A 23,693-nucleotide genomic window follows, 5' to 3' on the forward strand; every position below is an offset into this window, starting at 1 on the left:
ATCCTAGCGCGGGAAGCGTCGCTGCACACCCGCGTCCACCAACATCGGCGGTTCGAAGGCGTGGGAGGTTGGAGTGGCGAAAGCGCCTGGTTCTGTCGCCCCCGGTTTTCTACGCTTAGGCCAGTCAACGCAAGGCGTCAGGGAGAATCATCATGCTACTCGAAGGTTCCTGTCATTGCGGCGCGGTGCGGTTTCGTGTCGTGTCGCCGCATCCCTATCCCTTCAACCGCTGCTACTGTTCGATCTGTCGCAAGACGGCCGGCGGGGGTGGTTATGCCATCAACCTGAGCGGCGATGCGGACACCCTGGTGGTTCACGGTGCCGAGCACACGTCGATCTATCAGGCCGAGATCGATGGTCTAACGAGCCCCGGGGAGCGGCATTTCTGTTCGCGGTGTGCCAGTGCGCTCTGGGTGTTCGATCCGCGCTGGCCGGAACTCGTGCATCCCTTCGCCTCGGCCATCGACAGTGACTTGCCAAGGCCTCCCGAACGGGTGCACCTCATGCTGGAGAACAAGCCGGACTGGGTGGAGATCGAGTCGAGGGAACAGGATCGCTGCTTTGCCGGCTATCCGGACGAGAGCATCGCCGAATGGCACGCACGACTGGGGCTGGAAGAGGGGTGAAGGCCCGTCCGGCGGGCCGCCGGACGGGAGCAGGTCATTCGGACCCTAGTGGAAGATGGCGAAGCTGTCAGCGTTGATCATCAGGTGGACGACCACACTGGCTACATAGCCCAGGGCGATGACCGGGGCCCAGCGCATGTGACTGGCGAAGGTGTAGATACCGCGCGCCTGGCCCATCAGTGCCACACCGGCGGCGGAGCCCACCGAGAGCAGACTGCCGCCCACGCCGGCGGTGAGGGTGATCAGCAGCCAGTTGCCCATGGACATGTCGGGCTCCATGGAGATGACGGCGAACATGACCGGGATGTTGTCGACCACCGACGAGACCAGGCCCAGCACGATGTTCGCCCAGACGGGATCCCAACCCGTGTAGAGGGTCTCGGAGAGCAGGGCCAGGTAACCCATGAAGCCCAGTCCCCCAACGGACATCACCACACCGTAGAAGAACAGCAGGGTATCCCATTCGGAGCGGGCGATTCGGGTGAAGACATCAAAAGGCACCACGCTGCCCAGTGACTCCAGCTTGCGCCAGTCGCCGCGCTGGCTGTAGCGGGTACGCTTGCGTTCCAGCGAGCGGGGCAGGCTCTGACGCAGGTAGTAGCCGAAGAACTGCAGGAAACCGAGGCCCGTCATCATGCCGAGTGCCGGCGGCAGGTTCAGCATGGTGTGGCAGAGTACCGAGATGACGATCGTCACCAGGAACAGCAGAACGATGCGCCGGGCGCCGCGCTTGAGCCAGATATGTTCCTCGAGGGCGGCGGGCTTGCGGTTCTTGATGAACAGGCTCATCACGATCGCCGGTACCAGGTAGTTCACCAGCGCCGGGCCGAGCAGCTCGAAGAATTCCTGGAACTCGACCAGCTTGGCCTGCCAGACCATCAGGGTCGTGATATCGCCGAAGGGGCTGAAGGCACCGCCGGCATTGGAGGCCACCACGACATTGATGCAACAGAGGTTGATGAAGCGCTTGTCGCCCTCGGCGACCTTGAGCACCACGGCGCACATCAGCATGGCGGTGGTGAGGTTGTTGGCGATGGTCGAGATCCAGAAGGCGAGGATGCCGGTGATCCAGAACAGCGACCGGTAACTGAAGCCCTTCTCGACCAGCCAGGCGCGCAGCTTGTCGAAGACGCGGCGCTCTTCCATGGCATTGATGTAGGTCATGGCTACCAGCAGGAAGAGCAGCAACTCGCTGTATTCCAGCAGTGTTTCGCTGAAGGCCTCTTCGGAGGCATCGGGCAGGCCCGCGTGAACATAGACCCAGCCAATCATCGCCCAGATCAGACCGGCGGCGACCAGCACCGGCTTGGACTTGCGCATGTGCAGTTTCTCTTCGGCCATCACCAGGACATAGGCGGCCAGGAAGAGGGTAACGGCGATGAAACCGGGGAGGCTGGAAGTCAGGTCGAGCTCGCCGGCGGAAGCAGCCTGGGCGAGGGGGCTGAACAGCAGGATCGGCAGCGCGAGCACGAGAAAGCCTGGCCACCGGGCGCTGTGCCGGAGCCAGTGTGGAGAACGATGGTTTGTCAGCATGACGAAAGCATCCTGAGACGGGAGGGCGGAAGGGTCGATAAAACGAGGCGAATTCTACATGAAAGAAACAGTGTTCGTCATCTCTTGAGCCGGCTAATTACTCTCTTCGAGGAACTTTTTTTGCTGCATTGCGGTCCTGCTGCGTCTGGCAGCAAGGGAGGGGAGCTGAACTATACTGTCCTGCGTCGCCGAGTCACCGATATTGCGGGGTCTGAATGACGTTTCGACAGTCCGTTGAGCCACTCCGGCCGCGATCCGGTCTGACGCCACTGGTCTTGCCGCGCCTGGTCATTCATCGGCTGCTGCCGGTGCCGGCCTTGCGGCCCTGGGTGGATCATTACTGGTTCGTGCAAGGCCCGCCGCCGGAGGCTCCGACCCATGACAAGCTCTATCCGGATGGCGGGGTCACCCTGACGTTCAGGGGGCTCGATACCACGAGACCATCCGCCGGCTGGGACATCACTCGGCGCCCGGTGGCGGCCTATACCACGACCGTGGGAGCCAGCCTGGGTATCCGGTTTCGTCCCGGAGGTGCCTTTCAGTTGTTCGGCATGTCGCTGGAGTCGCTGAGCGATGCCGATCAGTGGCACAAGCAGGCCCCCGATGACTGGCCGGCGCTGCGTGACATGCTACCTTCCCTGCCGCTGGAGGAACGTCTGGCGCGGCTCGATGCCTGGCTGCTGGCCAGGGCGGAGGCGAGTGGTCCCCGAATCGGTCATGTGCAGCGTCTTCTGCCGCTGATCGACAATGGACGCTTCACGATAGAACAGGCCGTGGCGAATCATGGCTTGAGCCGCCGCACCCTCGAGCGAACGTTTCGCCATCAGGTCGGATTGGCGCCCGCGCAGATGGATCTGCTGCAACGCCTCAAGCATGCCAGGGCTCTGTTGTCGCGCTCCGAGCCGTCGATCAGTCAGGTCGCCCTGGCATGCGGCTTTCACGATCAGGCGCATTTTACCCATCGTTTTCGCCGCCACGGCGGAGAAACGCCGGCCGAATATCGTCGACGCAAGTTGGCGCAAATCTACAAGGCGTGACGGCGGCGCCCGCGCATGCTGGGCACTCCATGTCCCGAACAGGAGTGCATCATGCAAGAGTATGTTTCTCGTGCCGACTTCTATCGTTTGCAGCCCGCTCTGGTGAAGGGGCTCCAGTCGACCCAGGAGGCTGTAGCGGCATCAGGCATCGAGCCCGGCCTGATTCATCTGGTCTTCCTGCGTGCTTCCCAGCTCAATGGCTGCGCCTTCTGCCAGCGGATGCATTCCGAAGAGGCGCGTGGCGATGGTGAACGGCAGGCACGTCTCGACGTGCTGCCGGCCTGGCGAGAGTCCCCGGGTTTCAGTGAGCGCGAACGCGCGGCGCTGGCCTGGACGGAAGCGCTGACCCTGCTGGCCGAAAGCGAGGTCGACGAGTCGCTTCGCGACCGGGTGAAAGCGAGCTTCAGCCTGGAGGAACAGTTGAGCCTCACCTCTCTGGTGGTGGTCATCAACGGCTGGAACCGGATCGTGCTGTCCTGCGGATTCCGGCCCGAGATCGACGAGCGTTAGTCCTCCTGCCACCGCCCGTCGAGGATGAAAAAGCCATCCGCCCGACCGGCGGGTGGTGGCTGGCAGGCATCGTCGAGTCGTCGCGGCAGCAGGCTGCGGTGCTCGACCACTCCCAGATCGTCGAGCTGATGGGGCACGCCTTGTCCATCGCTCAAGTGGCGAAGTCCCATCAGTCCCACCACCAGCTTGCCTTCCGCCGACGCCTCGGCCAGGCCACTGGCCATGGCGCGGTCCCAGACCAGTTGCGCGTCGATGAAACGCTCCAAGTCCGCATCGTCGGTCTCGGCGGCGTGATCGTGCGCGGCGAAGACGTCCGCGAGCTCGGCGCGATAGGCCGGCGAGGCCGGGGCGGGCGCGGTCATGTCGAACCTGTCTGCCGCTGGCACGGCTTGCCAGCCTTCTTCCACCAGCCGTTGTCGCAGCTCGGCGCTGACATTCAGGGCCTTCAACGGCACGCCCTGCATGCGGGCGAAGTGCAGGATCGGCCAGTACAGGGCCGGATCGTAGCCCCAGGTACTGGACCAGTCACTCGCCTCGAGGAACGCCGCCTCGCTCAGATCGCCCGCGACCCAATCGTCCAGCACCGGTTGGGCCTTGCGCGGCAGCATCTCCAGGCCGATCACCATATCGGGGTGAAGGGCATGAAGCCCCGCCAGTGTCTGTAGTTGCCAGCGGTGATGGGCAAGCCGGTCGTGCCGCTCACCCAGCATCACCACCTGCTGGTCGGCCAGATCGCGCATCCAGACATCGGTGGCGACGGGCGAGCCCTTGCCATCCAGCCACTGGCCCGGTGCGGGGCAAGATGACGTCTGAGCTTCGGCGATTACGCTGAAGCCGATCAGCAGCGGGGCGAGATAGGGAGCCAGACGAGTCATATGGTGGCATCGTGGCATGCGGGATCCTGTGGCGACATGGATCATGCCAGCCTATCCGGCAAGAGGGACGAGGCAAAGCGGGGCTACCGAGATCGCGGCATAAGAAAGGGCCGTCGCGAGATGAAGAGTGGCGAGTTATCCTCCCCCGTTGCGATTTTCCATTCACCGCCGGTTACCGCGAGGCCGCGATGGCTCCGAGTCATGAATACCGCTTTCGGCGATTGGGTGCCGTGCTGGCCGAGTGGCAACCGGTGTGGCAGCCCTTGCCTTTCCAGCATCGCCGCTTGTCGTGGGAGTGTCGCTATCCGGCGATGGCCGAGGCGCTGAGGGCGTTGCCCGAGGACGAGACGGAGCGGTTGCAGGCCGATCCGTTCACGGCGTCTCCCTTGTCGTCATGGTTGCCGATGGACGAACTGGCCGAGCTGGTGGAACTGCCTGATCTGGCCCCGCGGGGGCCGACACTGCCCGATGCCTGGGGGACCTTTGTCGGCGGTCGCAAGTGGCGCCAGATCCAGGCCTTCGCTCCCTTGGTGACGCCGGATGCCGATCTGGTGGAGTGGTGTGCCGGCAAGGGGCATCTGGCGCGCGGTGTGGCACGTTGGTATGGCGTGGGTATCCAGGCTCTGGAGTGGCAGGCCGAGCTGTGCCGGTCCGGCCACGAACTGGCGCAACGTCAGGGAGCGGCGGTGCAGCTGCATCAGCAGGATGTGCTGGCCGAGGGTGCCAGCCGCTGGCTGACGCCGAGCACCCGGGTGATGGCGCTGCATGCCTGTGGCGATCTGCACGGTCGCCTGCTCGAGCTGGCTGCCCGGCGCGGCGCATCGGTGACCCTGGCGCCGTGCTGTTACCAGCGGACCGAGGCGGAGCGCTATCGTCCCTTGTCCGAGCAGGGACGACAGGACATGGCCGAGCAAGGCTGGCGACTGTACCGCGACGATCTGTCGATGGCGGTGCAGGAAACAGTGACCGCGTCGAGCGGAGTACGTCGTCAGCGCCGGCGCGCCAATGCCTGGCGATTGGGCTTCGATGCCCTGCAACGCGATGTCTCGGGCCGAGATGCCTATCTCCCGGTGCCGAGTCTGGCCTATGGTCGCATGCCCGATGATTTCGCCGCCTTCTGCCATTGGGCGGCCGAGCGCAAGGCTGTGGCATTGCCCGCCCATGTCGACTGGGCAGGTTACGAAGCCGAAGGTTTCCGGCGCCTGGATGAGGTCACCCGGCTCGAACTCGTGCGCCATGTATTCCGGCGACCGCTGGAAGTCTGGCTGGCGCTGGATCGCGTCAGGCTGATGGAGGAAGCCGGCTTTCGGGTTGGTTTCGGGACCTTCTGCGAGCGTGACTTGACCCCGCGGAACCTGGTGATCGAGGCCGCACCGGCCGGTTGAAGGAAGGCCGGGGCGTTATGCCCCGGCCGTCGTTTCGCTCCGGCTTCAGCGGGGACGACTGAAATCACCGTGCTGGCTGCCGGCCATCAGCCGGCCGAACTCGCCGCCGCTCATGTGCACCAGGGTTTCGTGGTCGCCGGCCTCGAAGTAGACATCCGGCTGTTGGCGCAGGTGGTCGTCGAGATAGACCTGCAGGCCATAGGCCTGACCCACCGGAATGGCCGCCCCGGGATCGCAGTCATCGAACTCGTGGCGGACTTCGTCCTCCGTGGCCAGTTCCAGTTCTTCATGGAAGAGTTGCGTGAGCCGTTCCAGATCGGCGTCACGGTCGCTGGGCAACACGGCGACACGATAACCGGCATCGCCGTGCAGCATGACGGCCTTGGCCAACTGGTCGCCTTCGACGTGCGAGACGCGGGCGATGCGGCTGGTCGAGACCGCTCGTGGATGGGGGACCTCCTCGTAATCGATATCGCAGGCGCGGAGGTACTCCCGGATCGTCATCGGCATAGCCATGACGTCAACTCCTTCGGCCGCCGGGGCCGAACGATCATGCCGGGCGTCCCTGTGTGGCGTGGGTGATGTCCGTACCCATCAGCATAGCGTGCCTGTGCACAGGTCGCGCAATTCTGGGCCTTCGCCGCAGCCCTGTTACAATGCCTGCACGTCGCACCGCCTGGCGCGGCGACCGGTGTCTCTGGCGGTCGCGATGAGTCATGGCAGTGTGTTTCCCAAGGATTCTGGCGGGGTAATAGGGGATGAGGATCACCATTTTCGGTACCGGTTATGTGGGGCTCGTCACGGGCGCTTGTCTGGCTGATGTCGGGCACGATGTGTTGTGCGTGGACGTGGATGCCGACAAGATCGCCCGGCTCGAGGCCGGTGAAATCCCGATCTTCGAGCCCGGCCTGGAAGAGCTGGTGACCACCAATGCTGCCGCAGGGCGGCTTAGGTTCACGACCGATGCTGTCTCGGCGGTCGAATTCGGCACCCTGCAGTTCATCGCCGTCGGCACGCCACCCGACGAGGACGGCAGCGCTGATCTGCAGTACGTGCTGGCGGTCGCCGAGACCATCGGGCGGCACATGAACGGGTTCAAGGCCGTCGTCGACAAGTCCACGGTGCCGGTGGGAACGGCCGACCGAGTTCGAGAGACCATCGCCAATGTGCTCGAGGAACGCGGCGAAGCACTCGACTTCGAGGTCTGCTCGAATCCGGAATTCCTCAAGGAAGGCGCGGCGATCGAGGACTTCACGCATGGTGCGCGCTTCGTGGTCGGCACCGATTCCGAGCGTGTACGCGAATTGATGCGCGAATGTTATGCCCCCTACATTCGCCTTCAGGAAAAGCTGATGTTCATGGACGTGCGTGCCGCCGAACTCACCAAGTATGCGGCCAACGCCATGCTTGCCACCAAGATCAGCTTCATCAACGAGATCGCCAACCTGGCGGAACGCCTGGGGGCCGACGTGGAACAGGTTCGGCGTGGCATCGGCTCGGATCCGCGTATCGGTTACCACTTCATCTACCCAGGGTGCGGTTATGGCGGTTCCTGTTTCCCCAAGGACGTGCGTGCCCTGACGCGTACCGCGGGAGAGGTGCAGTATCAGGCACAACTGCTGGAGGCGGTGGAAGGCGTCAATCACCGCCAGAAGCAGACCCTGTTCGAGAAGCTGGAGCGTGCCTTCGATGGCGATCTTGCCGGTCGTACCATCGGGCTCTGGGGGCTGGCCTTCAAGCCGAACACCGATGACATGCGCGATGCACCGAGCCGTACCCTGATGGAAGCGTTATGGCGAGCCGGTGCCAGGGTTCAGGCCTATGATCCCGAGGCGATGGATGAGTGCCGCCGCCTCTATGGTGAGCGGGACGATCTGGCGCTGGTGGACTCACGGGAAGCGGCGGTCCAGAACGCCGATGCACTGGTGATCTGTACCGAATGGAAAGTCTTCCGCATGGTGGATTTCGACTGGCTGAAGCAGCAGCTTGGCCTGCCGGTGATCGTCGACGGCCGCAATCTCTATAATCCCGAGACGGTGCGCAAGGCTGGGTTGCTGTACTTTGCCGTGGGGCGCGGTGACTCCTTGCGGCGCCCCTGACGGCCGGGCGGTCGCGGCGACGCCGCGACTCGTTTGCCGGGCGCCCGTGAGGCGTCGGGCCAGGGGGGAGCCGCCGGAGAAGGTGGCCATGGCGTTCAAGCCGTGTCTTGCCGAATGGCCCGTTCCAGCGTGTCCAGGCGCCCGGGGACCATGGCATCCTCCACTGCGGTGATGCGTAGCACATGACCCAGATCCGGATGCGCGGGGCGGGCGATGAGCTTGCCCTCCTCGAGTAGCTCGGCATGCACGCCTTTGGCCAGTTCGGGACTGCCCAGGCGGATGCCGATGAAGTTGGTGGCGCTCGGCAGGACATCGGCGCCCAGTTGCCGGAAATGAGCGCTGAGGCGCCGTCGACGATCGATGACGTCGGCGATGTGCTGCCGGGTCTCGTCAGGGTGATCGAGCACCACCTCGGCGGCGGCCTGGGTCAGGGTCGAGACGGCATAGTGGATGCGCACCTTCATCAGCATCGCCAGGGTATCGGGTTCGGCGATGGCGTAGCCGATACGCAGCCCGGCCATGCCGTGGGCCTTGGAGAGCGTCCGGCAGCGAATCACGCCCGGCAGTACTTCCGAGGCGAAGGGTGTGTCGGCATCGTCGCGGAAATCGTGGTAGGCCTCGTCGAGCAGCAGCCAGCAGTCATCGGGCAGGGCGTCGCGCAAGCGGCGGACGGCGTCGTCGTCGTGCAGGTGCCCGGTGGGATTGTCGGGATTGGCCAGATACACCAGGCGCGCCTTCTCTTCATGTGCGGCGCGGGCCAGAGCGTCCAGGTCGGGCGCGAGTCGATCGCTGCCCTCGTCATAGGCGACCTCGATGAGACGACAGCCCTGCCCGCGGGCGAAATAGCCGAAGGTCGGGTAGGTGCCCGCCGAGGCGATCACGCTGGTCTCGGGGGTGGCCACGGCGCGCAACGCCAGGGCCAGCAGGCTGTCGGCGCCGGCATCCACCAGCAAGGCCTCGACGGGAATACCTTGCTGACGGGACAGGCGCTCACGAATACCCAGCGCCTCGGCGTCGCCATAGCAGTAGGCATGCTCGGCCATGGCATCGCCGAAATGTCGGCGCAGTGCCGAGTGCGGCATGTCCAGGCCCTCGTTGGATCCCAGGCGGTGGGGGATTTCGCGGCCGATGCGTCGCTGGAGGACCCAGATGCCGGGGAAGGGGTTGTCCGGGCCTGGGTGGTAGAGGTGGTCGGCGAAGCGGGGCATGACATCTCCCTTGGTGAAAGTGAAGGGCAAGGCTGGATGATCAGTGCTCGTCCTGAGTGTCGTAGGTGACGACCTTGTGGCGATTGAGCAGACCATGCGGGTCCAGAGCCTGCTTGAGAGTCGCCATCAGGGCGAGTTCGTCCGGGGAACGTGAGATCGGCAGCCAGTTGCGCTTTTCCAGGCCGATGCCGTGCTCCGCCGAGATCGAGCCGCCGAGTTCGGCTAGAGGCTCGTAAACGCAGCTTTCTACCCGGTGTCGCGTGTCGGCGTCGTTGCTGCCGACGCTGGCCATGAGATGCAGGTTGCCGTCGCCCAGGTGGCCGAATACCGAGAGACGTCCCTCCGGCCATTGTTCTTGCAGCGTCGTTTCCACCCGCTCGACATAGCCTTCCATGTCACCGATCGGCAGGCTGACATCGAAGGTCATCAAGGGGGAGAGGAGATGGACCAGCCCCTCGATATCCTCGCGGATGGCCCACAGGCCGTCGCGCTGGGCATCGGACTGGGCAATCGCGGCATCCGCCAGAAGTCCTGCCTCGAAGGCCGACTCGAGGGCCTGGTCGAAACGTGCCCCATGGCGGTCGGCATCGATGGCCTGGGATTCGATGATGACATAGAAGGGCGACTCGGTGCCCACGGGTGGCGCATGGCGGCCACTGACGTCGGTAAGCAGCCGGTAGTGGTTGCGCCACATGGCCTCGAAGGCGCTGAGTTCGCCGCCGAGGGTCTGGCGCATGTGGGCGAGCAGTCCGGTCATGGCATCGAAGGAGGGGCAGGCGACCAGGGCGGTGCGGGTGTCGGGCATGGCGGGCTGCAGGCGAAGCACCGCCCGCGTGACGATCCCCAGGGTACCTTCGCTGCCGATGAACAGTTGCTTGAGGTCATAGCCGGCGTTGTTCTTGAGCATCGGGCTCATGGAGCTGATGACCCGACCGTCGGCCAGTACCGCCTCCAGCCCCAGTACCTGCTGACGCATCATGCCGTAGCGGATCACCCGGTTGCCGCCGGCATTGGTGGCGATATTGCCGCCGATGGTGCAGCTCCCGCGCGCTCCCAGATCGAGGGTGAACTGCAGCCCGGCCGCTTCGGCCGCCTCCTGAACCTTCTGCAATGGCGCGCCGGCCTGAACGGTGATGGTGGCGCCGACCGGGTCGACGGCCTCGATGGCATCGAGACGTTCCAGCGAGATCGCCAGTTCCTCGGGCGAGGCCTCGGCGCCGTGTACCAGACCGGTCAATCCGCCGTGCGTCACCACCGGCTGGCGGGCTGCGTGGCACAGGCGCAGTGTCTCGGCCAGCTCATCGGGCGTGCCAGGGCGCACGATGGCTCCCGCGTGGCAGGGCGTACCGGTCAGCCAGTCGATGGACCGGGCGGTGACGTCATCGCCGGTGAGTACCGCGCCGGCACCGAGTCGCTCGCGCAGCTGGTCGAGTAGCGTGGAGAGGGATGCCGAGGGCTGGGATTGCATTGTGTCCATGTCGATTCCGTGTTGTCCGTCGGGCCGTCAGAGTTGCGCAGGTTGCCTGTACAGGACTCGCGAGGCCGGAGAAAGAGAATGTCGGCGCGTCCCTGTTCAACAATGCGTCCGTGTTGCATGACGATCAAGTGATTGATGGACGGTGATGACAGGAAAGGAGTTGAAGGATACCCATGATGCAGAGCAAGAATGCGACGACACCACCCGAACAGCGCTTCGTCATCACCGGTGGTCCCGGCTCGGGAAAGAGTTCTTTGCTTGAAGCCCTGGCTACCGAGGGGCTTATGCATATGCCCGAGGCTGGAAGGGACATCATCCAGAGCCAGGTGGCCATCAGTGGGGACGCGCTGCCCTGGGGGAATAGAGAAGCCTTCGCCGAGTTGATGCTGAGCTGGGAGCTGCGTTCATGGCATGAAGCGGCTGAAATCGGTGGGCCGGTGTTGTTCGACCGGGGAGTGCCCGATGTGATCGGCTACAGGCGAGTCTCGGGCCTTTCGGTGCCGGGCCATGCACGGCGCGCTGCGGAGCGGTTCCGTTATGCCGAGACGGTGTTCGTGGCTCCGCCGTGGGAGGCGATCTTCGCCGGAGATGCCGAGCGCAAGCAGAGCTTCGTCGAGGCGTTTGCCACCTGGGAAATAATGGTCGCCACCTATACCGAGCTGGGTTATACCCTTGTCGAGTTGCCTCGTGCCAGTATCGCGGAGCGTGTTGCCTTCGTGCGCGACAGGCTGGAACGCTGAATGCTTCTGTCAGGAAGCACGCGTCAGGTTGTCCCAGGCGCTCATGGCGCAGTCAGCGACACCGAGCAGCTCTTCCCGCGAAGCGCCGTCCCGGGCCTGGATCGACATGCCGTGCTGCACGGTCGAGTAGAAAGTGGCGATGGCATGGCAGTCCGTGTCGCCGGGCAGCTCGCCCTCGTCGACGGCACGGCGCAGGCGCTGCTCCAGGCAGTCTCGGTTGCCGCGTCGGTGCTGTTCCAGTTCGTCGCTGATCGATGGGTTGGAGCCCTGAGCCTGGGGAGAAGCGAGTACGATCATGCAGCCCCGTGACCGCTCTTGGCAGGTAAAGGCCCTGGCCGTGGCATACAGAACATGGGCGATGGCGTCTCGCGCAGTCGCCAGGCTGTCGACGGGATCCCAGATGCCTCCGCCGGCAGTCTTCACGTAGAGCGCCATGGCCTCCTGGAACAGGGCTTCCTTGCTGCCGAAGGCGGCATACAGACTGGGGGAGTTGATGCCCATGGCGCGGGTCAATTCACCCAGAGAGGCGTTGTCGAAGCCTCGTTCCCAGAACACTTCCATGGCCCTTGCCAGGGCCGCTTCCCTGTCGAAGCCGCGTGGCCTGCCGCGTGTTGCCATATCGGCCTCCTTTTGTGTGTCGTTCGATACAAAAATATCTTGACAGGGTCGAGATTGTCCAGCCATGGTTATTTATGTATTGATCAATACATAAATATCTTGATCCATCGAATGCAAGCAACGACGGGAGCCGCAACATGACTCAACTGACAGGCAAGGTAGCGTTGGTGACGGGAGGCAGCCGGGGCATCGGTGCCGCGGTGGCGAAGCGACTGGCCAAGGATGGCGCCGCGGTGGCCTTGACCTATGCCGGGAGCGAGGACAAGGCACAAGCCGTGGTGTCGGACATCGAGCAGGCGGGTGGTCGCGCCATGGCCATCCAGGCCGACAGCCGTGACGACCAGGCCATCGAGGACGCGGTGGAGCGCGTGGTGTCGAGCCTCGGAGGACTCGATATTCTCGTCAACAACGCCGGGGTATTCCTGATCGGAGATATCGCCGAGCTGGGACGTGACGATCTCGATCGCACCCTGAACATCAATCTGCGCGCGCCCTTCGTGGCCATCCAGGCGGCGGCGCGTCGCATGCGCGACGAGGGACGTATCGTGTCGATCGGCAGCAACCTCGGGCCACGCGTCCCCTGGCCGGGGCTCAGTCTTTACTCGATGAGCAAGACCGGCCTGATCGGACTCACCAAGGGGGCAGCACGAGACTTGGGGCCACGCGGAATCACCGTCAATGTCGTGCATCCGGGGTCCACGAATACCGACATGAATCCCGCCGATGGTGAAATGTCGGATCCGCAGCGCGACCTCATGGCGATTCCCCGTTACAACGAGGCCGACGATGTGGCGAACCTGGTGCGCTGGCTGGTCGGTCCGGAGGGGCGCTCGGTAACCGGGGCAGAATTCACCATCGATGGAGGGGCCAATGCATGAGTTCTCGACTTGATATCGTGCAGGATTACTTCCGGCGGGTGGATGCCGGCGATCCTTCGGTGACGGCGCTGTTCACCGAGAACGTCAGCTTCTATTTTCCCAAGTTCGGGCCGGCGTCGGGGAAGGCCGCGCTGGTCGAGTTCGGGGAACGCATCCGCCGCGAGGTGCCCGAATTGGTCCATGACATCGATGCCTTTCGCTATATCGTCGATGACGACCACGTCGTGGTGGAAGGAACCGAGTCCGGACGTCTTCGGGACGGCACGACATGGCCCGACGGCGAGATCTCCCAGGGGCGCTTCTGCAGTGTCTTCGCCTTCGAGGACGACTTGATCCGTCGCATGCATATCTACGTCGATCCCGATTTCGGCAACGCCGATCAGGCTCGGTTGGAGGCCTTGCGAGACTAGACAAGGCCTGATCGATGTCGCTTCCGGCCGGAGGTCGGGCGCCAGGAGGCGTCCGGCTCTCCGGTCGTCGTCATCACGCTGCCCGGATGGGGAACATCCGCTCGATGCTGCGGTCGACCCCAGCATGAACTCCCGGCCGGCATGCCGGGGCAACAGCAAGATATCAGAGGAGATTGCCATGCTGGCGTCGCTACAGCGCTGGATCAACGACATGACGGCGACGTCGGAGACGCAGGAGCCGCCGACATTGGCCCTGGCCTCGGCGGTGCTGTTGTGCGAGGTGATACGTGCGGATTATCGCCTGGAGCCAGCCGAGCTCGATGCCTTGCGTGAAGAACTCGATCAACGTTTCGGCCTCGATGACGAGGCGCTTGCCGAGTTGATGGACCTCGCCCAGCACGAGGCCGAGACGGCGGTGGACCATCACCGGTTCGTGCGTCTGGTGCGTGACGAATGTGATTATGAGGCGCGTGTCGAGCTGGTGCGGGCAATGTGGGCGCTGGCTTTCTCCGATGGGAAGAAGGATGCACTGGAGGAGCATCGCATCCGTCGTCTGGCCGAACTCCTGCACGTCAGCCATTCGGATTTCGTGCGTACCCGCCTGCTGGAACAGCAGCGGGCCGAGGGTGCGGCCGACTGAGACAGCCTGATCGGTACCGTCCTGATAGAATTGTTGCGCGGCCCTGTCGAGCCGCGGTCGCCTGCGTTGGGCGGCCCGATCCATGGCGGAAAAGGAGAGTCGGATGGCGCGCGAAATCATTGTACTGGGGGCCGGCATGGTCGGGGTGTCGGTGGCCTGGCATCTGGCTCGGCGAGGCCATGATGTCACGCTGGTGGATCGGCGCGAGCCCGGGCGCGAGACGTCCTTCGGCAATGCCGGGCTGATTCAGCGCGAAGCGGTGCGCCCTTATCCCTTTCCCCGCGACCTGGCCACCCTGGTGCGAGTGCTGCCCAATCGCGAAGTCGACATTCGGTATCGTCCGGGGGGCATGCTGCGCGCCGCAGGGCCCTTGCTGCAGTACTGGCGCAATTCCGCCCCGAGTCGTTATCGGCGCCTCGTCCCCGAGTATGCTGCCCTGATTCGTCTCTGCCTCGATGCCCACGGCCCCATGATCGAGGCCGCCGGGGCCGAGTCGCTGGTCCGTCGGGATGGCTGGCTGGAGGTCTATCGCGACACCGGCAAGCTGGCGGCGCGGCTCGAGGATGCCGAGGAGAACGATGCCCGTTTCGGAGTTCGGTACCGGCGCCTGGAGCCCGAGGATCTGGCGGCCATGGAGCCCAGCCTGTCCGATGATCTGGTGGGGGCCGTGCACTGGCAGGATTCCTGGTCGGTAGCCGACCCGGGCGCCCTGGTGCAGGCCTACGCGAGTGCCTTCGAGGCCGAGGGAGGTCGTGTGCTGCGCGGTGAGGTGAATGATGTGGCACAGGACGGTGAAGGATGGCGTGTCGAGATCGACGGCCAGGCATGGCAGGCGGCGGATGTCGTGCTGGCCATGGGGCCCTGGTCGCGCACCTGGCTCGAGCGCCTGGGTCTGTCGGTGCCGATGTTCGTCAAGCGCGGCTATCACATGCACTACGGCAGCGCCGACGAGGCTCGCCTGAATCACTGGGTGATGGATGCCGAGGTGGGCTATCTACTGGCGCCGATGCGGGCCGGCATTCGTCTGACCACGGGCGCCGAGCTGGAGCGCCTCGAGGCGCCGGCCCACCACCAGCAGCTGGCGGCCGCCGAGGCGCGGGCCAGGGAGCTCTTTCCTCTGGGCGAGCGGCTCGAGTCGACTCCCTGGAAGGGCGCTCGGCCGTGCATGCCCGACATGAAACCGGTCATCGGGCCGGCGCCGGGGCGTCGAGGGCTGTGGTGCGCCTTCGGTCATGGCCATCAAGGCTTCACCCTGGGTCCCGCCACTGGACGACTGCTGACGCAGATGATGGAAGGGGAGGCGCCGGAGATCGACATGGCGCCATACCGTTTCGAGCGCTTCTGAGAACCAGCGAGAACGGGCCCCAGTTCAGCGCCTGTTCTTGCGCCGTTCGGTAAAGGTGTGGATCAGCCACTTGATGGCGAGCGTGAAGATGAAGACCAGCCAGCCGGCGGTGGCCATGACGTTGAACAGCAGCATCTTCTGTTCGCCGTTCAGGGGCGTGATCAGGTAATCGATACCAATGGCCAGAAGAAAGGCCAGGGTCAGCGGCAGGGCGAGGATGTGCATCCACATCTCGGTGCGGCGCTTGCGGACATGATAGCGTCTCAGCATCACCCGGGTGGGGCGGTGCACGAAGCTGGTCAGGATCAGGCTGCCGGTCAGCAGCATGGCGGCGAGCGAGGGCTCGATATTGCCGATATGCACCGAGTAGCTGACCGACCAGTAGACCATCAACCACATGAGGCCGGCCAGGATGGCGACGAGATCGGCGTAATGGCGTACCTTCGGCATGGTGTCCTCGTGGCTGTTCTCCGCGGGGGGATGATACGTCAAATTCGCGTGGCGTGAAGGACTTTCTGTGGGTCGGGCGGGGCGCTGAGGCATGGACATTGCGGTATACTGTTGGGCTGCCAACCCATGCCAAGAACAGGATACGCCGTGAACTCGATGACCCTGACCCGCCCGGATGACTGGCACCTTCACCTGCGCGACGGAGCTGTGCTGCCGGCGGTGGTGCCCGCCAGTGCCCGCCAGATGGGCCGCGCCATCATCATGCCCAACCTGAAGCCGCCGGTGACGACCACGGAGCAGGCTCTCGACTATCGGCAGCGCATCCTGGCGGCAGTGCCGGAAGGGGAAAGCTTCGAGCCCCTGATGACGCTCTATCTCACCGACCGCACCACCGCCGAGGAGATCGAGCGTGCCCATGCCAGTGGCCAGGTGCATGCCGTCAAGCTCTATCCCGCCGGCGCCACCACCAATTCCGCCGCCGGGGTGACCGACCTGGCCCATTGCGACGCGGCCATCGCCGCCATGGCGCGCCTTGGCATGCCGTTGCTGGTGCATGGCGAGGTGACCGATGCCGATATCGACATCTTCGACCGCGAGGCGGTGTTCATCGAGCGAGTCATGAAGCCCCTGCTGGATCGGCACCCGACGCTACGCGTAGTGTTCGAGCATATCACCACCGCCGACGCCGCGGCCTTCGTCACCGCCGCGCCGGACAACGTGGCCGCCACCATCACCGCCCATCACCTGCTGTTCAATCGCAACAACATGTTGGTCGGCGGCATTCGTCCCCACTATTACTGCCTGCCGATCCTCAAGCGTGAACGGCACCGTCAGGCGCTGGTGGAAGCAGCCACCTCGGGCAGCGGCAAGTTTTTCCTGGGTACCGACAGCGCTCCCCACGCCAAGGGCGACAAGGAGAGCGACTGCGGCTGTGCCGGTGCCTACACGGCGCCAGTGGCCCTCGAGCTGTATGCCACCGCCTTTGAACAGGCCGGAGCCCTGGATCGACTGGAAACCTTTACCAGCCATGCCGGGCCGGACTTCTATGGTCTGGCGCGCAACACCGATACCGTCACCCTGGTACGTGAGCCCTGGACGGTGCCGGAGACGCTGCCGTACATGGACGGGCAGGATATCGTGCCGTTGCGGGGAGGGGAGGTGCTGGAGTGGCGAATGAACTAAAACGACACCGCCCGGCGCAGGCCGGGCGGTATTGGCGGCGAGATGTGATGTTCGGGATCACGACTCGGCGGTGGCGTCTTCCGCGATGACGGCTTCGCTCGCCAGACGCCCGACCATGGCACTGACCATGCGCGTCGAGTGATCGGCGGCCTGGACCAGGAATTCCTCGAAGGAGAGGTGGTTGTCGCCGCCGCCGGCGATATCGGAAAGGGCGCGAATCACCACGAAGGGGCAGCCATAGAGGTGGCAGGTCTGGGCAATGGCGGCCGCTTCCATCTCGGCAGCGAGCATGGTGGGGAAGCGGGAGCGAGTCTGCTCCACCAGTTCCGGGCAGGCCATGAAGACATCGCCGGTGGCAATCAGCCCCTCGACCACATTGACCTCGTTCATGGCCTCGACGCTCTGGCGCGCGACCCGTACCAGACGCTCGTCGGGCAGGTAGGCAGCCGGCATCTGCGGCACCTGGCCGTGCTCGTAGCCGAAGACCACGGCATCCACGTCGTGGTGGCGTACCTCACTGGAAACCACCACGTCGCCGATCTCGAGCCCTTCACCGAAACCACCGGCCGACCCCGTGTTGATGATCGCCTCGGGCTGATACATGTCGAGCAGCAGGGTGGTGCCGACGGCGGCATTCACCTTGCCGATGCCCGACTGCAGGATCACGACCTCGACACCATGCAGCCGGCCGCAATGGAAGGTGCTGCCGACATGGTGGCGTGTCTCGCGATCCTCCAGCATGGCCGCCAGTTGGGCGACTTCCTGGGACATGGCACCAATGATACCGATGCGTTTCATGAAACGAGATTCTCCCGAGCTGTAAGTGAGGGCTTCGAGGTGATTTTTAACGCCGTATTGCCGAGCTGAGCCACTTTTCAACCAGGCTTCAGGCGAACACCTGGGTCCACTCGTCGCGCTTGGCCAGCAGGTCGCGGGCGAGTTCCTTGGCACCTTCCAGGCTGTGACTGGCGGCCCAGCCGCATTGCATCTCGTTGCAGGCCGGCACTTCTTCGGCCTCGAGCACGTCCTTCAGGGTGCCTTCGAGCAGCGCGAGCACGCCGTCGTAGTCGTCATGGTTGATCATCGCGACATAGAAGCCCGTCTGGCAGCCCATCGGGCTGATATCGACGACCTGTTCGGAGTGATTGCGGGACAGTTCCGCCATCAGGTGCTCGAGCGAGTGCAACGCAGGCATCTCCATGTGTGCCTTGTTCGGCTGGCAGATGCGCAGGTCGTACTTGTGGATGGTGTCGCCATGCCGGCCGGTCTTGACGTCGGCCAGGCGGACATAGGGCGCCTTCACCTTGGTGTGGTCGAGGTTGAAGCTTTCGACGTTCATCTTGTCGCTCATCACGGCACCTCGCGATTCGGAAAGAAAATTAGGCGGCGTATTTTAACCGAGTCACGACGCTATTGCACGGCGGTCATGCCATGGCGTCGTGCATCTCGGCGGCCAGCAGGGTGTTCTCGAGCAGCGAGGCGACAGTCATGGGACCGACGCCACCGGGCACCGGCGTGATGTGGCTGGCCCTGGCCGCGGCCGGCTCGAATTCCACATCACCGATCAGGCTGCCATCCTCCTGGCGGTTGATGCCCACGTCGATGACGATGGCGTCGTCGCGGACCCATTCGCCCTTGACCAGGCCAGGCGTTCCCACGGCGACGACCAGCAGCTCGGCGCGCCGCACGTGGGCCTCGAGGTCGCGAGTGAAACGATGGCAGACGGTGGTGGTGCAGCCGGCCAGCATCAGTTCGAGCGACATGGGGCGGCCGACGATATTGGAGGCGCCGACCACGGTGGCGTCCAGACCGCGAACCTTGAGATCGCTTTCCTGCAGCAGGGTGATCACGCCCTTGGGCGTGCAGGGACGCAACAGCGGCAGGCGCTGGGCGAGCCGTCCCAGGTTGTAGGGGTGAAAGCCGTCGACGTCCTTGTGCGGATGAATGCGCTCGAGAATGGGGCGGGGGTCGAGATGCTCGGGCAGGGGAAGCTGGACGAGGATGCCATCGATGGTGGTGTCGGCATTCAGCTTGTCGACCAGCGCCTCGAGGTCCTGCTGGGAGGTGTCGGCGGGCAGTCGATGCTTGACCGAGGCGATGCCAGCCTCTTCGCAGGCACGCTGCTTGTTGCGCACATAGACATGGGAGGCGGGATCCTCGCCCACGAGGACGACGGCGAGTCCGGGAGTGCGCGCGCCGGCCTCGTGGCGTGCCTGCACCTGGCGAGCAACCTGCTGGCGAACGCGGGCGGCAATGGACTTGCCATCGATCAGTTGGGCGGTCATCGAGCTTCCCTCTGGTGGTCGGATGGTGAAAGGAGGGATTTTCGCATGAGGGGGCGTCCAGGCAAAGTGGCAGCAGTGGGGCTTTCGACTTGACGGTGAAGGAAAGTTCCGTAGAATACGCAGCGCTTGACGAGGCCTCTGCGGCGACGTCAGGGCCGTGCAAGAGCCGGCGGGGTGTAGCGCAGTTTGGTAGCGCGCCTGCTTTGGGAGCAGGATGTCGGGGGTTCGAATCCCTCCACCCCGACCACAAGCTGTTGATTGATCAGTAAGATTTGTCTTCGGTAGCTTGCGGGAAGGCGCTTGGGAACGTAGAATGCGCCCATAGCTCAACCGGATAGAGCAACGGCCTTCTAAGCCGTAGGTTGCAGGTTCGAGTCCTGCTGGGCGCGCCATGTTCTGTGGTTCCCGTCTGGCGGAGCGAAGCGGTCGAGCAGTGTCGTCCATGGTGGATGTAGCTCAGTGGTAGAGCCCCGGATTGTGGCTCCGGTGGTCGTGGGTTCGATCCCCATCATCCACCCCAGTCGACACACCTACCAGGCAGTGGTGGATGTAGCTCAGTGGTAGAGCCCCGGATTGTGGCTCCGGTGGTCGTGGGTTCGATCCCCATCATCCACCCCATTGCCTCCCTCTTGATATATTTCACGATTTTTTCCCGCAGGCTTGATATGGTGGCAATGGTCGCCCGATCAGGCAGGCGATTTCGTGGTTCCAATGACAATTCTTTACCCGAATTCCCCTTGAAGTATGCTGGTTAACCCCCATTTGTCAGGGCATGGCGCTTGCCAGTGCGTAGCGGGATTCATAGAATTCCCTCCTTTGAACGTTGCAACGCTATCCACAGAACCAACGCCCCCGTCGGTGTAGAGGACAATTCATGCAAGTTTCCGTCGATACGACCTCCCAGATTGAACGCCGCGTCAAGGTGCAGGTGCCGGCCGCCGAAATCGATGAGGCCGTCGCTGCCCGTCTCAAGGACGCCGCCAAGACCGTGCGCATGGATGGCTTCCGCAAGGGCAAGGTCCCGATGTCGGTGATCCGCCAGCGTTACGGCAGCGAAGTGCGTAACGAGGTGGTCGGCGAAGTGATGCGTGAGCGTTACGTCCGCGCGATCACTGACGAGAACCTCAATCCGGCCGGTTATCCGCAGATCGAGGCCGACGTCAACGAGGCGGGCAAGGACCTGGAGTTCACCGCGACCCTCGAGGTCTATCCGGAAGTCGAGCTGTCCTCCATCGAGGGCACCGAGGTCGAGCGCCCGGTCGTAGAGGTGAGCGACGACGACGTCGCCGAGATGATCGAGACCCTGCGCAAGCAGAACGCCAACTGGGAAGAGGTCGAGCGTGCCGCCGAGGATGGCGACCAGCTGACCATCGACTTCCAGGGTTACCTGGGCGATGAGCCCTTCGAGGGCGGCAGTGCTGAAGGCCACGAGCTGGTGATCGGCTCCGGCAGCTTCATTCCCGGCTTCGAAGAGCAGCTGATCGGCGCCAAGGCCGGTGACGACAAGGAACTCAAGGTCACCTTCCCCGAGGACTACCAGGCCGAGCAACTGGCTGGCCAGGAAGCGACCTTCAAGGTCAAGGTCCACACGGTCAAGACGCAGGCTCTGCCCGAGGTGGATGCCGAGTTCGTCAAGCAGTTCGGCGTCGATGACGGCGATCTGGACAAGTTCCGCGAGGAAATCTCGAAGAACATGGCCCGTGAGGCCGAGCAGGCCGTCGACAATCGCGTCAAGCAGCAGGTGCTCGAGGCGCTGAAGAAGGCCAACGACATCCCGGTGCCCCAGGCGCTGATCCAGCAGGAAACCGACGGTCTCAAGCGTCAGGCAGCCCAGCAGTTCGGTCTCGGCGAGGACTTCGACGTCAGCCAGCTGCCCGACGAGCTGTTCGCCGAGCAGGCCAAGAGCCGGGTCCAGATCGGTCTGTTGCTGGCCGAGGTCATCAAGGTGAACGAGCTCGACGCCAGCGATGACGAAATCAAGGCCAAGGTCGAGGAGCTGGCGCAGCAGTACCAGGAGCCTGAGCAGGTCGTCGAGTACTACATGGGCAACGACCAGATGAAGGATCAGGTCAAATCCGCCATTCTGGAAGAGAAGGCCGTCGACGTGCTGCTCGAACAGGCCAGCGTCAAGGACGTGGAAATGAGCTACCAGGAGGCGCTCGCCGCGGCCCAGCAACAAGGTGGTGGTGACGAGGAAGCCGAGGAAGAGGCCGACGAAAACCAGGCCTGATCCTTCCCGACGGCTCCGCCCGGCTTCGGTCGGGCGGGGTGGTCAGCCGCCGCTTCCATACATCGGATGCAAGGACATCACCCAGATGAATAACGAGTTCGATATCCAATCCGCCGGCGGCCTGGTGCCGATGGTGGTCGAGCAAAGCGCACGGGGCGAGCGGTCCTACGACATCTATTCCCGTCTGCTCAAGGAGCGCGTGATCTTCCTGGTTGGCCCGGTCGAAGACTACACGGCCAACCTGCTGGTGGCGCAGCTGCTGTTCCTGGAGTCCGAGAACCCCGACAAGGACATCCACCTGTACATCAATTCACCGGGTGGTTCCGTCACGGCGGGGATGTCGATCTACGACACCATGCAGTTCATCAAGCCGGATGTTTCCACGGTGTGCATCGGTCAGGCCGCCAGCATGGGCGCGCTGTTGCTGGCCGGTGGCGCTCACGGCAAGCGTTACTGCCTGCCCAATTCGCGGATGATGATTCACCAGCCCCTCGGGGGCTACCAGGGGCAGGCCTCCGATATCGAAATCCACACCCGTGAGATTCTCGGTATCCGCGAACGCCTCAACCAGATCCTGGCGCATCACACCGGACAGAAGTTCGAGACGATTGCCAAGGATACCGACCGCGACAACTTCATGAACGGCGCGCAGGCGGCGGAATACGGCCTGATCGACGCCGTGCTGGATAAGCGGCCGACATCCTGATAGCGTGATAATCACCACGCTCTGATTACGTGATTCCCGGCGGCCTCGAGGCCGCCGCTGTGAGAGAGGTACGCGAATGGCCGACGGCAAAGGCAAGGACGAAGACGGCAAGCTGCTGTACTGCTCGTTCTGCGGCAAGAACCAGAACGAGGTGCGCAAGCTGATTGCCGGTCCGTCCGTGTATATCTGCGATGAGTGTGTCGACCTGTGCAACGACATCATTCGCGAGGAAGTTCTCGATGCCGATGCCGAGAGCGATGAGGAGCGTCTGCCCGCCCCGCGCGAGATTCGTCACACTCTCGATGACTACGTGATCGGCCAGGACCGCGCCAAGATGGTGCTGTCGGTGGCGGTCTACAATCATTACAAGCGTCTGCGCTACGGCGCCAAGGACGAGGTCGAGCTCGGCAAGTCGAACATCCTGCTGATCGGCCCAACCGGCAGCGGCAAGACCCTGCTGGCCGAGACCCTGGCGCGGCTGCTGAATGTTCCCTTCACCATCGCCGACGCGACCACGCTGACCGAGGCCGGTTACGTGGGCGAGGATGTCGAGAACATCATCCAGAAGCTGCTGCAGAAGTGCGACTACGATGTGGACAAGGCCCAGCGTGGCATCGTCTACATCGATGAGATCGACAAGATCTCGCGCAAGTCTGACAACCCCTCCATTACCCGTGATGTCTCGGGGGAAGGGGTCCAGCAGGCGCTGCTCAAGCTGATCGAGGGCACGACGGCCCAGGTGCCGCCCCAGGGAGGCCGCAAGCATCCCCAGCAGGAGTTCCTGCAGGTCGACACCACCAATATGCTCTTCATCGTCGGCGGAGCCTTCGCCGGTCTCGACAAGGTCATTCGCGACCGTGCCGAAAAGGGTGGTATCGGCTTCAACGCCGAGGTCAAGACCAAGGACGAGACCAAGGGCGTCGGCGATCTGCTGCTCGATGTCGAGCCGGAGGATCTGGTCAAGTTCGGCCTGATTCCCGAGTTCGTCGGTCGACTCCCGGTGATCGCGACCCTGACCGAGCTCACCGAGGATGCCCTGATCCAGATCCTCACCGAGCCGAAGAACTCCTTGATCAAGCAGTACGCCCGCTTGTTCGACATGGAGGGCGTGGAGCTCGATTTCCGCGAGGACGCCCTGCGGGCGGTGGCGGCCAAGGCCATGGCGCGCAATACCGGTGCCCGTGGCCTGCGCTCGATCCTCGAGTCGGTGCTGCTCGACACCATGTACGAGATTCCTTCCATTGAGGGGGTTTCCAAGGTGGTGATCGATGCCTCGGTGATCGCCAACGAGAGCGAGCCGCTGCTGATCTATTCCCAGCAGGACGAGTCGCGGGTCGACGGAACCGACGGCTAGCCTGTCGTATCCGCCGGTCTCGTATCCGGGGCCTCGGACAGGAAGACGTCACGAAAAGGGCCGCTTGGCGGCCCTTTTCTGTGCCGTGCTGTCGCCCCGACCTTG

General features: G+C 64.0%; 24 protein-coding genes and 4 tRNA genes. 18 read left to right on the plus strand and 10 right to left on the minus strand.

What is annotated here, in order from left to right; translation table 11 throughout:
- Nucleotides 1-152 precede the first annotated feature (152 nt).
- Nucleotides 153-626, plus strand: coding sequence for a GFA family protein (locus tag HELO_RS07250; protein WP_013332078.1), 474 nt, complete (start codon nt 153-155; stop codon nt 624-626).
- A 45-nt stretch (nt 627-671) separates the two neighbouring features.
- On the opposite strand, the gene nhaD is transcribed toward HELO_RS07250, so the two are convergent.
- Complete coding sequence (gene nhaD / locus HELO_RS07255; RefSeq protein WP_013332079.1) at nt 672-2,159, minus strand: sodium:proton antiporter NhaD; 1,488 nt, start codon at nt 2,157-2,159, stop codon at nt 672-674.
- Nucleotides 2,160-2,374: 215 nt separating this feature from the next.
- Between nhaD and HELO_RS07260 the strand changes: the two genes are divergently transcribed.
- Both HELO_RS07260 and HELO_RS07265 read left to right on the plus strand, forming a co-directional pair.
- The gene (locus tag HELO_RS07260) at nt 2,375-3,196 is read left to right on the plus strand and encodes an AraC family transcriptional regulator (RefSeq protein ID WP_013332080.1); all 822 of its coding nucleotides are present in this window, start codon (nt 2,375-2,377) and stop codon (nt 3,194-3,196) included.
- A 51-nt stretch (nt 3,197-3,247) separates the two neighbouring features.
- Nucleotides 3,248-3,706 carry a carboxymuconolactone decarboxylase family protein gene (locus tag HELO_RS07265; protein ID WP_013332081.1) on the plus strand — a complete coding sequence of 153 codons (459 nt, stop codon included), beginning with the start codon at nt 3,248-3,250 and terminating at the stop codon, nt 3,704-3,706.
- Here the strand turns inward: HELO_RS07265 and HELO_RS07270 are convergent.
- The gene (locus HELO_RS07270) at nt 3,703-4,581 is read right to left on the minus strand and encodes a ChaN family lipoprotein (RefSeq protein ID WP_041601987.1); all 879 of its coding nucleotides are present in this window, start codon (nt 4,579-4,581) and stop codon (nt 3,703-3,705) included. The two genes, HELO_RS07265 and HELO_RS07270, sit on opposite strands and share 4 nt — an antisense overlap.
- 188 nt (nt 4,582-4,769) lie before the next feature.
- Here HELO_RS07270 and HELO_RS07275 point away from each other — a divergent pair, with 188 nt between their 5' ends.
- Nucleotides 4,770-5,966: a methyltransferase gene (locus HELO_RS07275; RefSeq protein WP_013332083.1), complete on the plus strand. Its 1,197-nt coding sequence runs from the start codon at nt 4,770-4,772 to the stop codon at nt 5,964-5,966.
- Nucleotides 5,967-6,011: 45 nt separating this feature from the next.
- Here HELO_RS07275 and HELO_RS07280 read toward each other — a convergent pair whose 3' ends face one another.
- Nucleotides 6,012-6,482 carry an aminoacyl-tRNA deacylase gene (locus HELO_RS07280; RefSeq protein WP_013332084.1) on the minus strand — a complete coding sequence of 157 codons (471 nt, stop codon included), beginning with the start codon at nt 6,480-6,482 and terminating at the stop codon, nt 6,012-6,014.
- A 242-nt stretch (nt 6,483-6,724) separates the two neighbouring features.
- Here HELO_RS07280 and HELO_RS07285 point away from each other — a divergent pair, with 242 nt between their 5' ends.
- A complete protein-coding gene (locus HELO_RS07285) occupies nt 6,725-8,065 on the plus strand; it encodes a UDP-glucose dehydrogenase family protein (protein WP_013332085.1) in 1,341 nt (446 codons plus the stop codon).
- Between the two features lie 95 nt (nt 8,066-8,160).
- Here HELO_RS07285 and HELO_RS07290 read toward each other — a convergent pair whose 3' ends face one another.
- Nucleotides 8,161-9,273, minus strand: coding sequence for a pyridoxal phosphate-dependent aminotransferase (locus HELO_RS07290; protein WP_013332086.1), 1,113 nt, complete (start codon nt 9,271-9,273; stop codon nt 8,161-8,163).
- A gap of 40 nt (nt 9,274-9,313) precedes the next feature.
- Complete coding sequence (locus HELO_RS07295; RefSeq protein ID WP_013332087.1) at nt 9,314-10,750, minus strand: FAD-binding oxidoreductase; 1,437 nt, start codon at nt 10,748-10,750, stop codon at nt 9,314-9,316.
- A gap of 173 nt (nt 10,751-10,923) precedes the next feature.
- Between HELO_RS07295 and HELO_RS07300 the strand changes: the two genes are divergently transcribed.
- Nucleotides 10,924-11,490 carry an AAA family ATPase gene (locus tag HELO_RS07300; protein ID WP_013332088.1) on the plus strand — a complete coding sequence of 189 codons (567 nt, stop codon included), beginning with the start codon at nt 10,924-10,926 and terminating at the stop codon, nt 11,488-11,490.
- 9 nt (nt 11,491-11,499) lie between these two features.
- On the opposite strand, the gene HELO_RS07305 is transcribed toward HELO_RS07300, so the two are convergent.
- On the minus strand, nt 11,500-12,108 hold the full coding sequence (locus HELO_RS07305; protein ID WP_013332089.1) for a TetR/AcrR family transcriptional regulator: 609 nt from the start codon (nt 12,106-12,108) through the stop codon (nt 11,500-11,502).
- Nucleotides 12,109-12,245: 137 nt separating this feature from the next.
- Here HELO_RS07305 and HELO_RS07310 point away from each other — a divergent pair, with 137 nt between their 5' ends.
- From HELO_RS07310 to HELO_RS07325, 4 genes are all read left to right on the plus strand, one after another.
- Nucleotides 12,246-12,986 (plus strand): SDR family NAD(P)-dependent oxidoreductase, encoded by a 741-nt coding sequence (locus tag HELO_RS07310; protein WP_013332090.1) that lies wholly within the window; start codon nt 12,246-12,248, stop codon nt 12,984-12,986.
- The gene (locus HELO_RS07315; RefSeq protein ID WP_013332091.1) at nt 12,983-13,396 is read left to right on the plus strand and encodes a nuclear transport factor 2 family protein; all 414 of its coding nucleotides are present in this window, start codon (nt 12,983-12,985) and stop codon (nt 13,394-13,396) included. Before HELO_RS07310 ends, HELO_RS07315 begins: the two co-directional genes overlap by 4 nt.
- Nucleotides 13,397-13,574: 178 nt before the next feature.
- On the plus strand, nt 13,575-14,036 hold the full coding sequence (locus HELO_RS07320) for a tellurite resistance TerB family protein (protein WP_013332092.1): 462 nt from the start codon (nt 13,575-13,577) through the stop codon (nt 14,034-14,036).
- A gap of 103 nt (nt 14,037-14,139) precedes the next feature.
- The gene (locus HELO_RS07325; RefSeq protein WP_013332093.1) at nt 14,140-15,381 is read left to right on the plus strand and encodes an NAD(P)/FAD-dependent oxidoreductase; all 1,242 of its coding nucleotides are present in this window, start codon (nt 14,140-14,142) and stop codon (nt 15,379-15,381) included.
- A 24-nt stretch (nt 15,382-15,405) separates the two neighbouring features.
- Here the strand turns inward: HELO_RS07325 and HELO_RS07330 are convergent, their stop codons facing one another.
- Nucleotides 15,406-15,831 (minus strand): hypothetical protein, encoded by a 426-nt coding sequence (locus tag HELO_RS07330; RefSeq protein WP_013332094.1) that lies wholly within the window; start codon nt 15,829-15,831, stop codon nt 15,406-15,408.
- Between the two features lie 147 nt (nt 15,832-15,978).
- Between HELO_RS07330 and pyrC the strand changes: the two genes are divergently transcribed.
- Nucleotides 15,979-17,013 (plus strand): dihydroorotase, encoded by a 1,035-nt coding sequence (gene pyrC / locus HELO_RS07335; protein WP_109637382.1) that lies wholly within the window; start codon nt 15,979-15,981, stop codon nt 17,011-17,013.
- A gap of 57 nt (nt 17,014-17,070) precedes the next feature.
- On the opposite strand, the gene mtnN is transcribed toward pyrC, so the two are convergent.
- From mtnN to folD, 3 genes are all read right to left on the minus strand, one after another.
- On the minus strand, nt 17,071-17,811 hold the full coding sequence (gene mtnN / locus HELO_RS07340) for a 5'-methylthioadenosine/S-adenosylhomocysteine nucleosidase (RefSeq protein ID WP_013332097.1): 741 nt from the start codon (nt 17,809-17,811) through the stop codon (nt 17,071-17,073).
- 88 nt (nt 17,812-17,899) lie between these two features.
- On the minus strand, nt 17,900-18,364 hold the full coding sequence (locus HELO_RS07345; RefSeq protein ID WP_174208843.1) for an S-ribosylhomocysteine lyase: 465 nt from the start codon (nt 18,362-18,364) through the stop codon (nt 17,900-17,902).
- Between the two features lie 73 nt (nt 18,365-18,437).
- Nucleotides 18,438-19,298 (minus strand): bifunctional methylenetetrahydrofolate dehydrogenase/methenyltetrahydrofolate cyclohydrolase FolD, encoded by an 861-nt coding sequence (gene folD / locus HELO_RS07350; RefSeq protein ID WP_013332100.1) that lies wholly within the window; start codon nt 19,296-19,298, stop codon nt 18,438-18,440.
- Nucleotides 19,299-19,468: 170 nt separating this feature from the next.
- Between folD and HELO_RS07355 the strand changes: the two genes are divergently transcribed.
- The 7 genes from HELO_RS07355 (at nt 19,469) to clpX (ending at nt 23,588) form a co-directional block, all read left to right on the plus strand.
- Nucleotides 19,469-19,545: transfer RNA gene (locus HELO_RS07355), tRNA-Pro, on the plus strand.
- A 68-nt stretch (nt 19,546-19,613) separates the two neighbouring features.
- Nucleotides 19,614-19,690 (plus strand) — tRNA-Arg (locus tag HELO_RS07360).
- A 53-nt stretch (nt 19,691-19,743) separates the two neighbouring features.
- A tRNA-His gene (locus HELO_RS07365) sits at nt 19,744-19,818 on the plus strand.
- A gap of 23 nt (nt 19,819-19,841) precedes the next feature.
- Nucleotides 19,842-19,916: transfer RNA gene (locus HELO_RS07370), tRNA-His, on the plus strand.
- A 256-nt stretch (nt 19,917-20,172) separates the two neighbouring features.
- Nucleotides 20,173-21,528, plus strand: coding sequence for a trigger factor (gene tig / locus HELO_RS07375; protein WP_013332101.1), 1,356 nt, complete (start codon nt 20,173-20,175; stop codon nt 21,526-21,528).
- Between the two features lie 85 nt (nt 21,529-21,613).
- Nucleotides 21,614-22,234, plus strand: a complete 621-nt coding sequence (gene clpP / locus HELO_RS07380; protein WP_013332102.1) for an ATP-dependent Clp endopeptidase proteolytic subunit ClpP — start codon at nt 21,614-21,616, stop codon at nt 22,232-22,234.
- Between the two features lie 76 nt (nt 22,235-22,310).
- Complete coding sequence (gene clpX / locus HELO_RS07385; RefSeq protein ID WP_013332103.1) at nt 22,311-23,588, plus strand: ATP-dependent Clp protease ATP-binding subunit ClpX; 1,278 nt, start codon at nt 22,311-22,313, stop codon at nt 23,586-23,588.
- The last annotated feature ends 105 nt before the right edge of the window (nt 23,589-23,693 follow it).

Source organism: Halomonas elongata DSM 2581 (genome assembly GCF_000196875.2).
Lineage (GTDB): Bacteria > Pseudomonadota > Gammaproteobacteria > Pseudomonadales > Halomonadaceae > Halomonas > Halomonas elongata.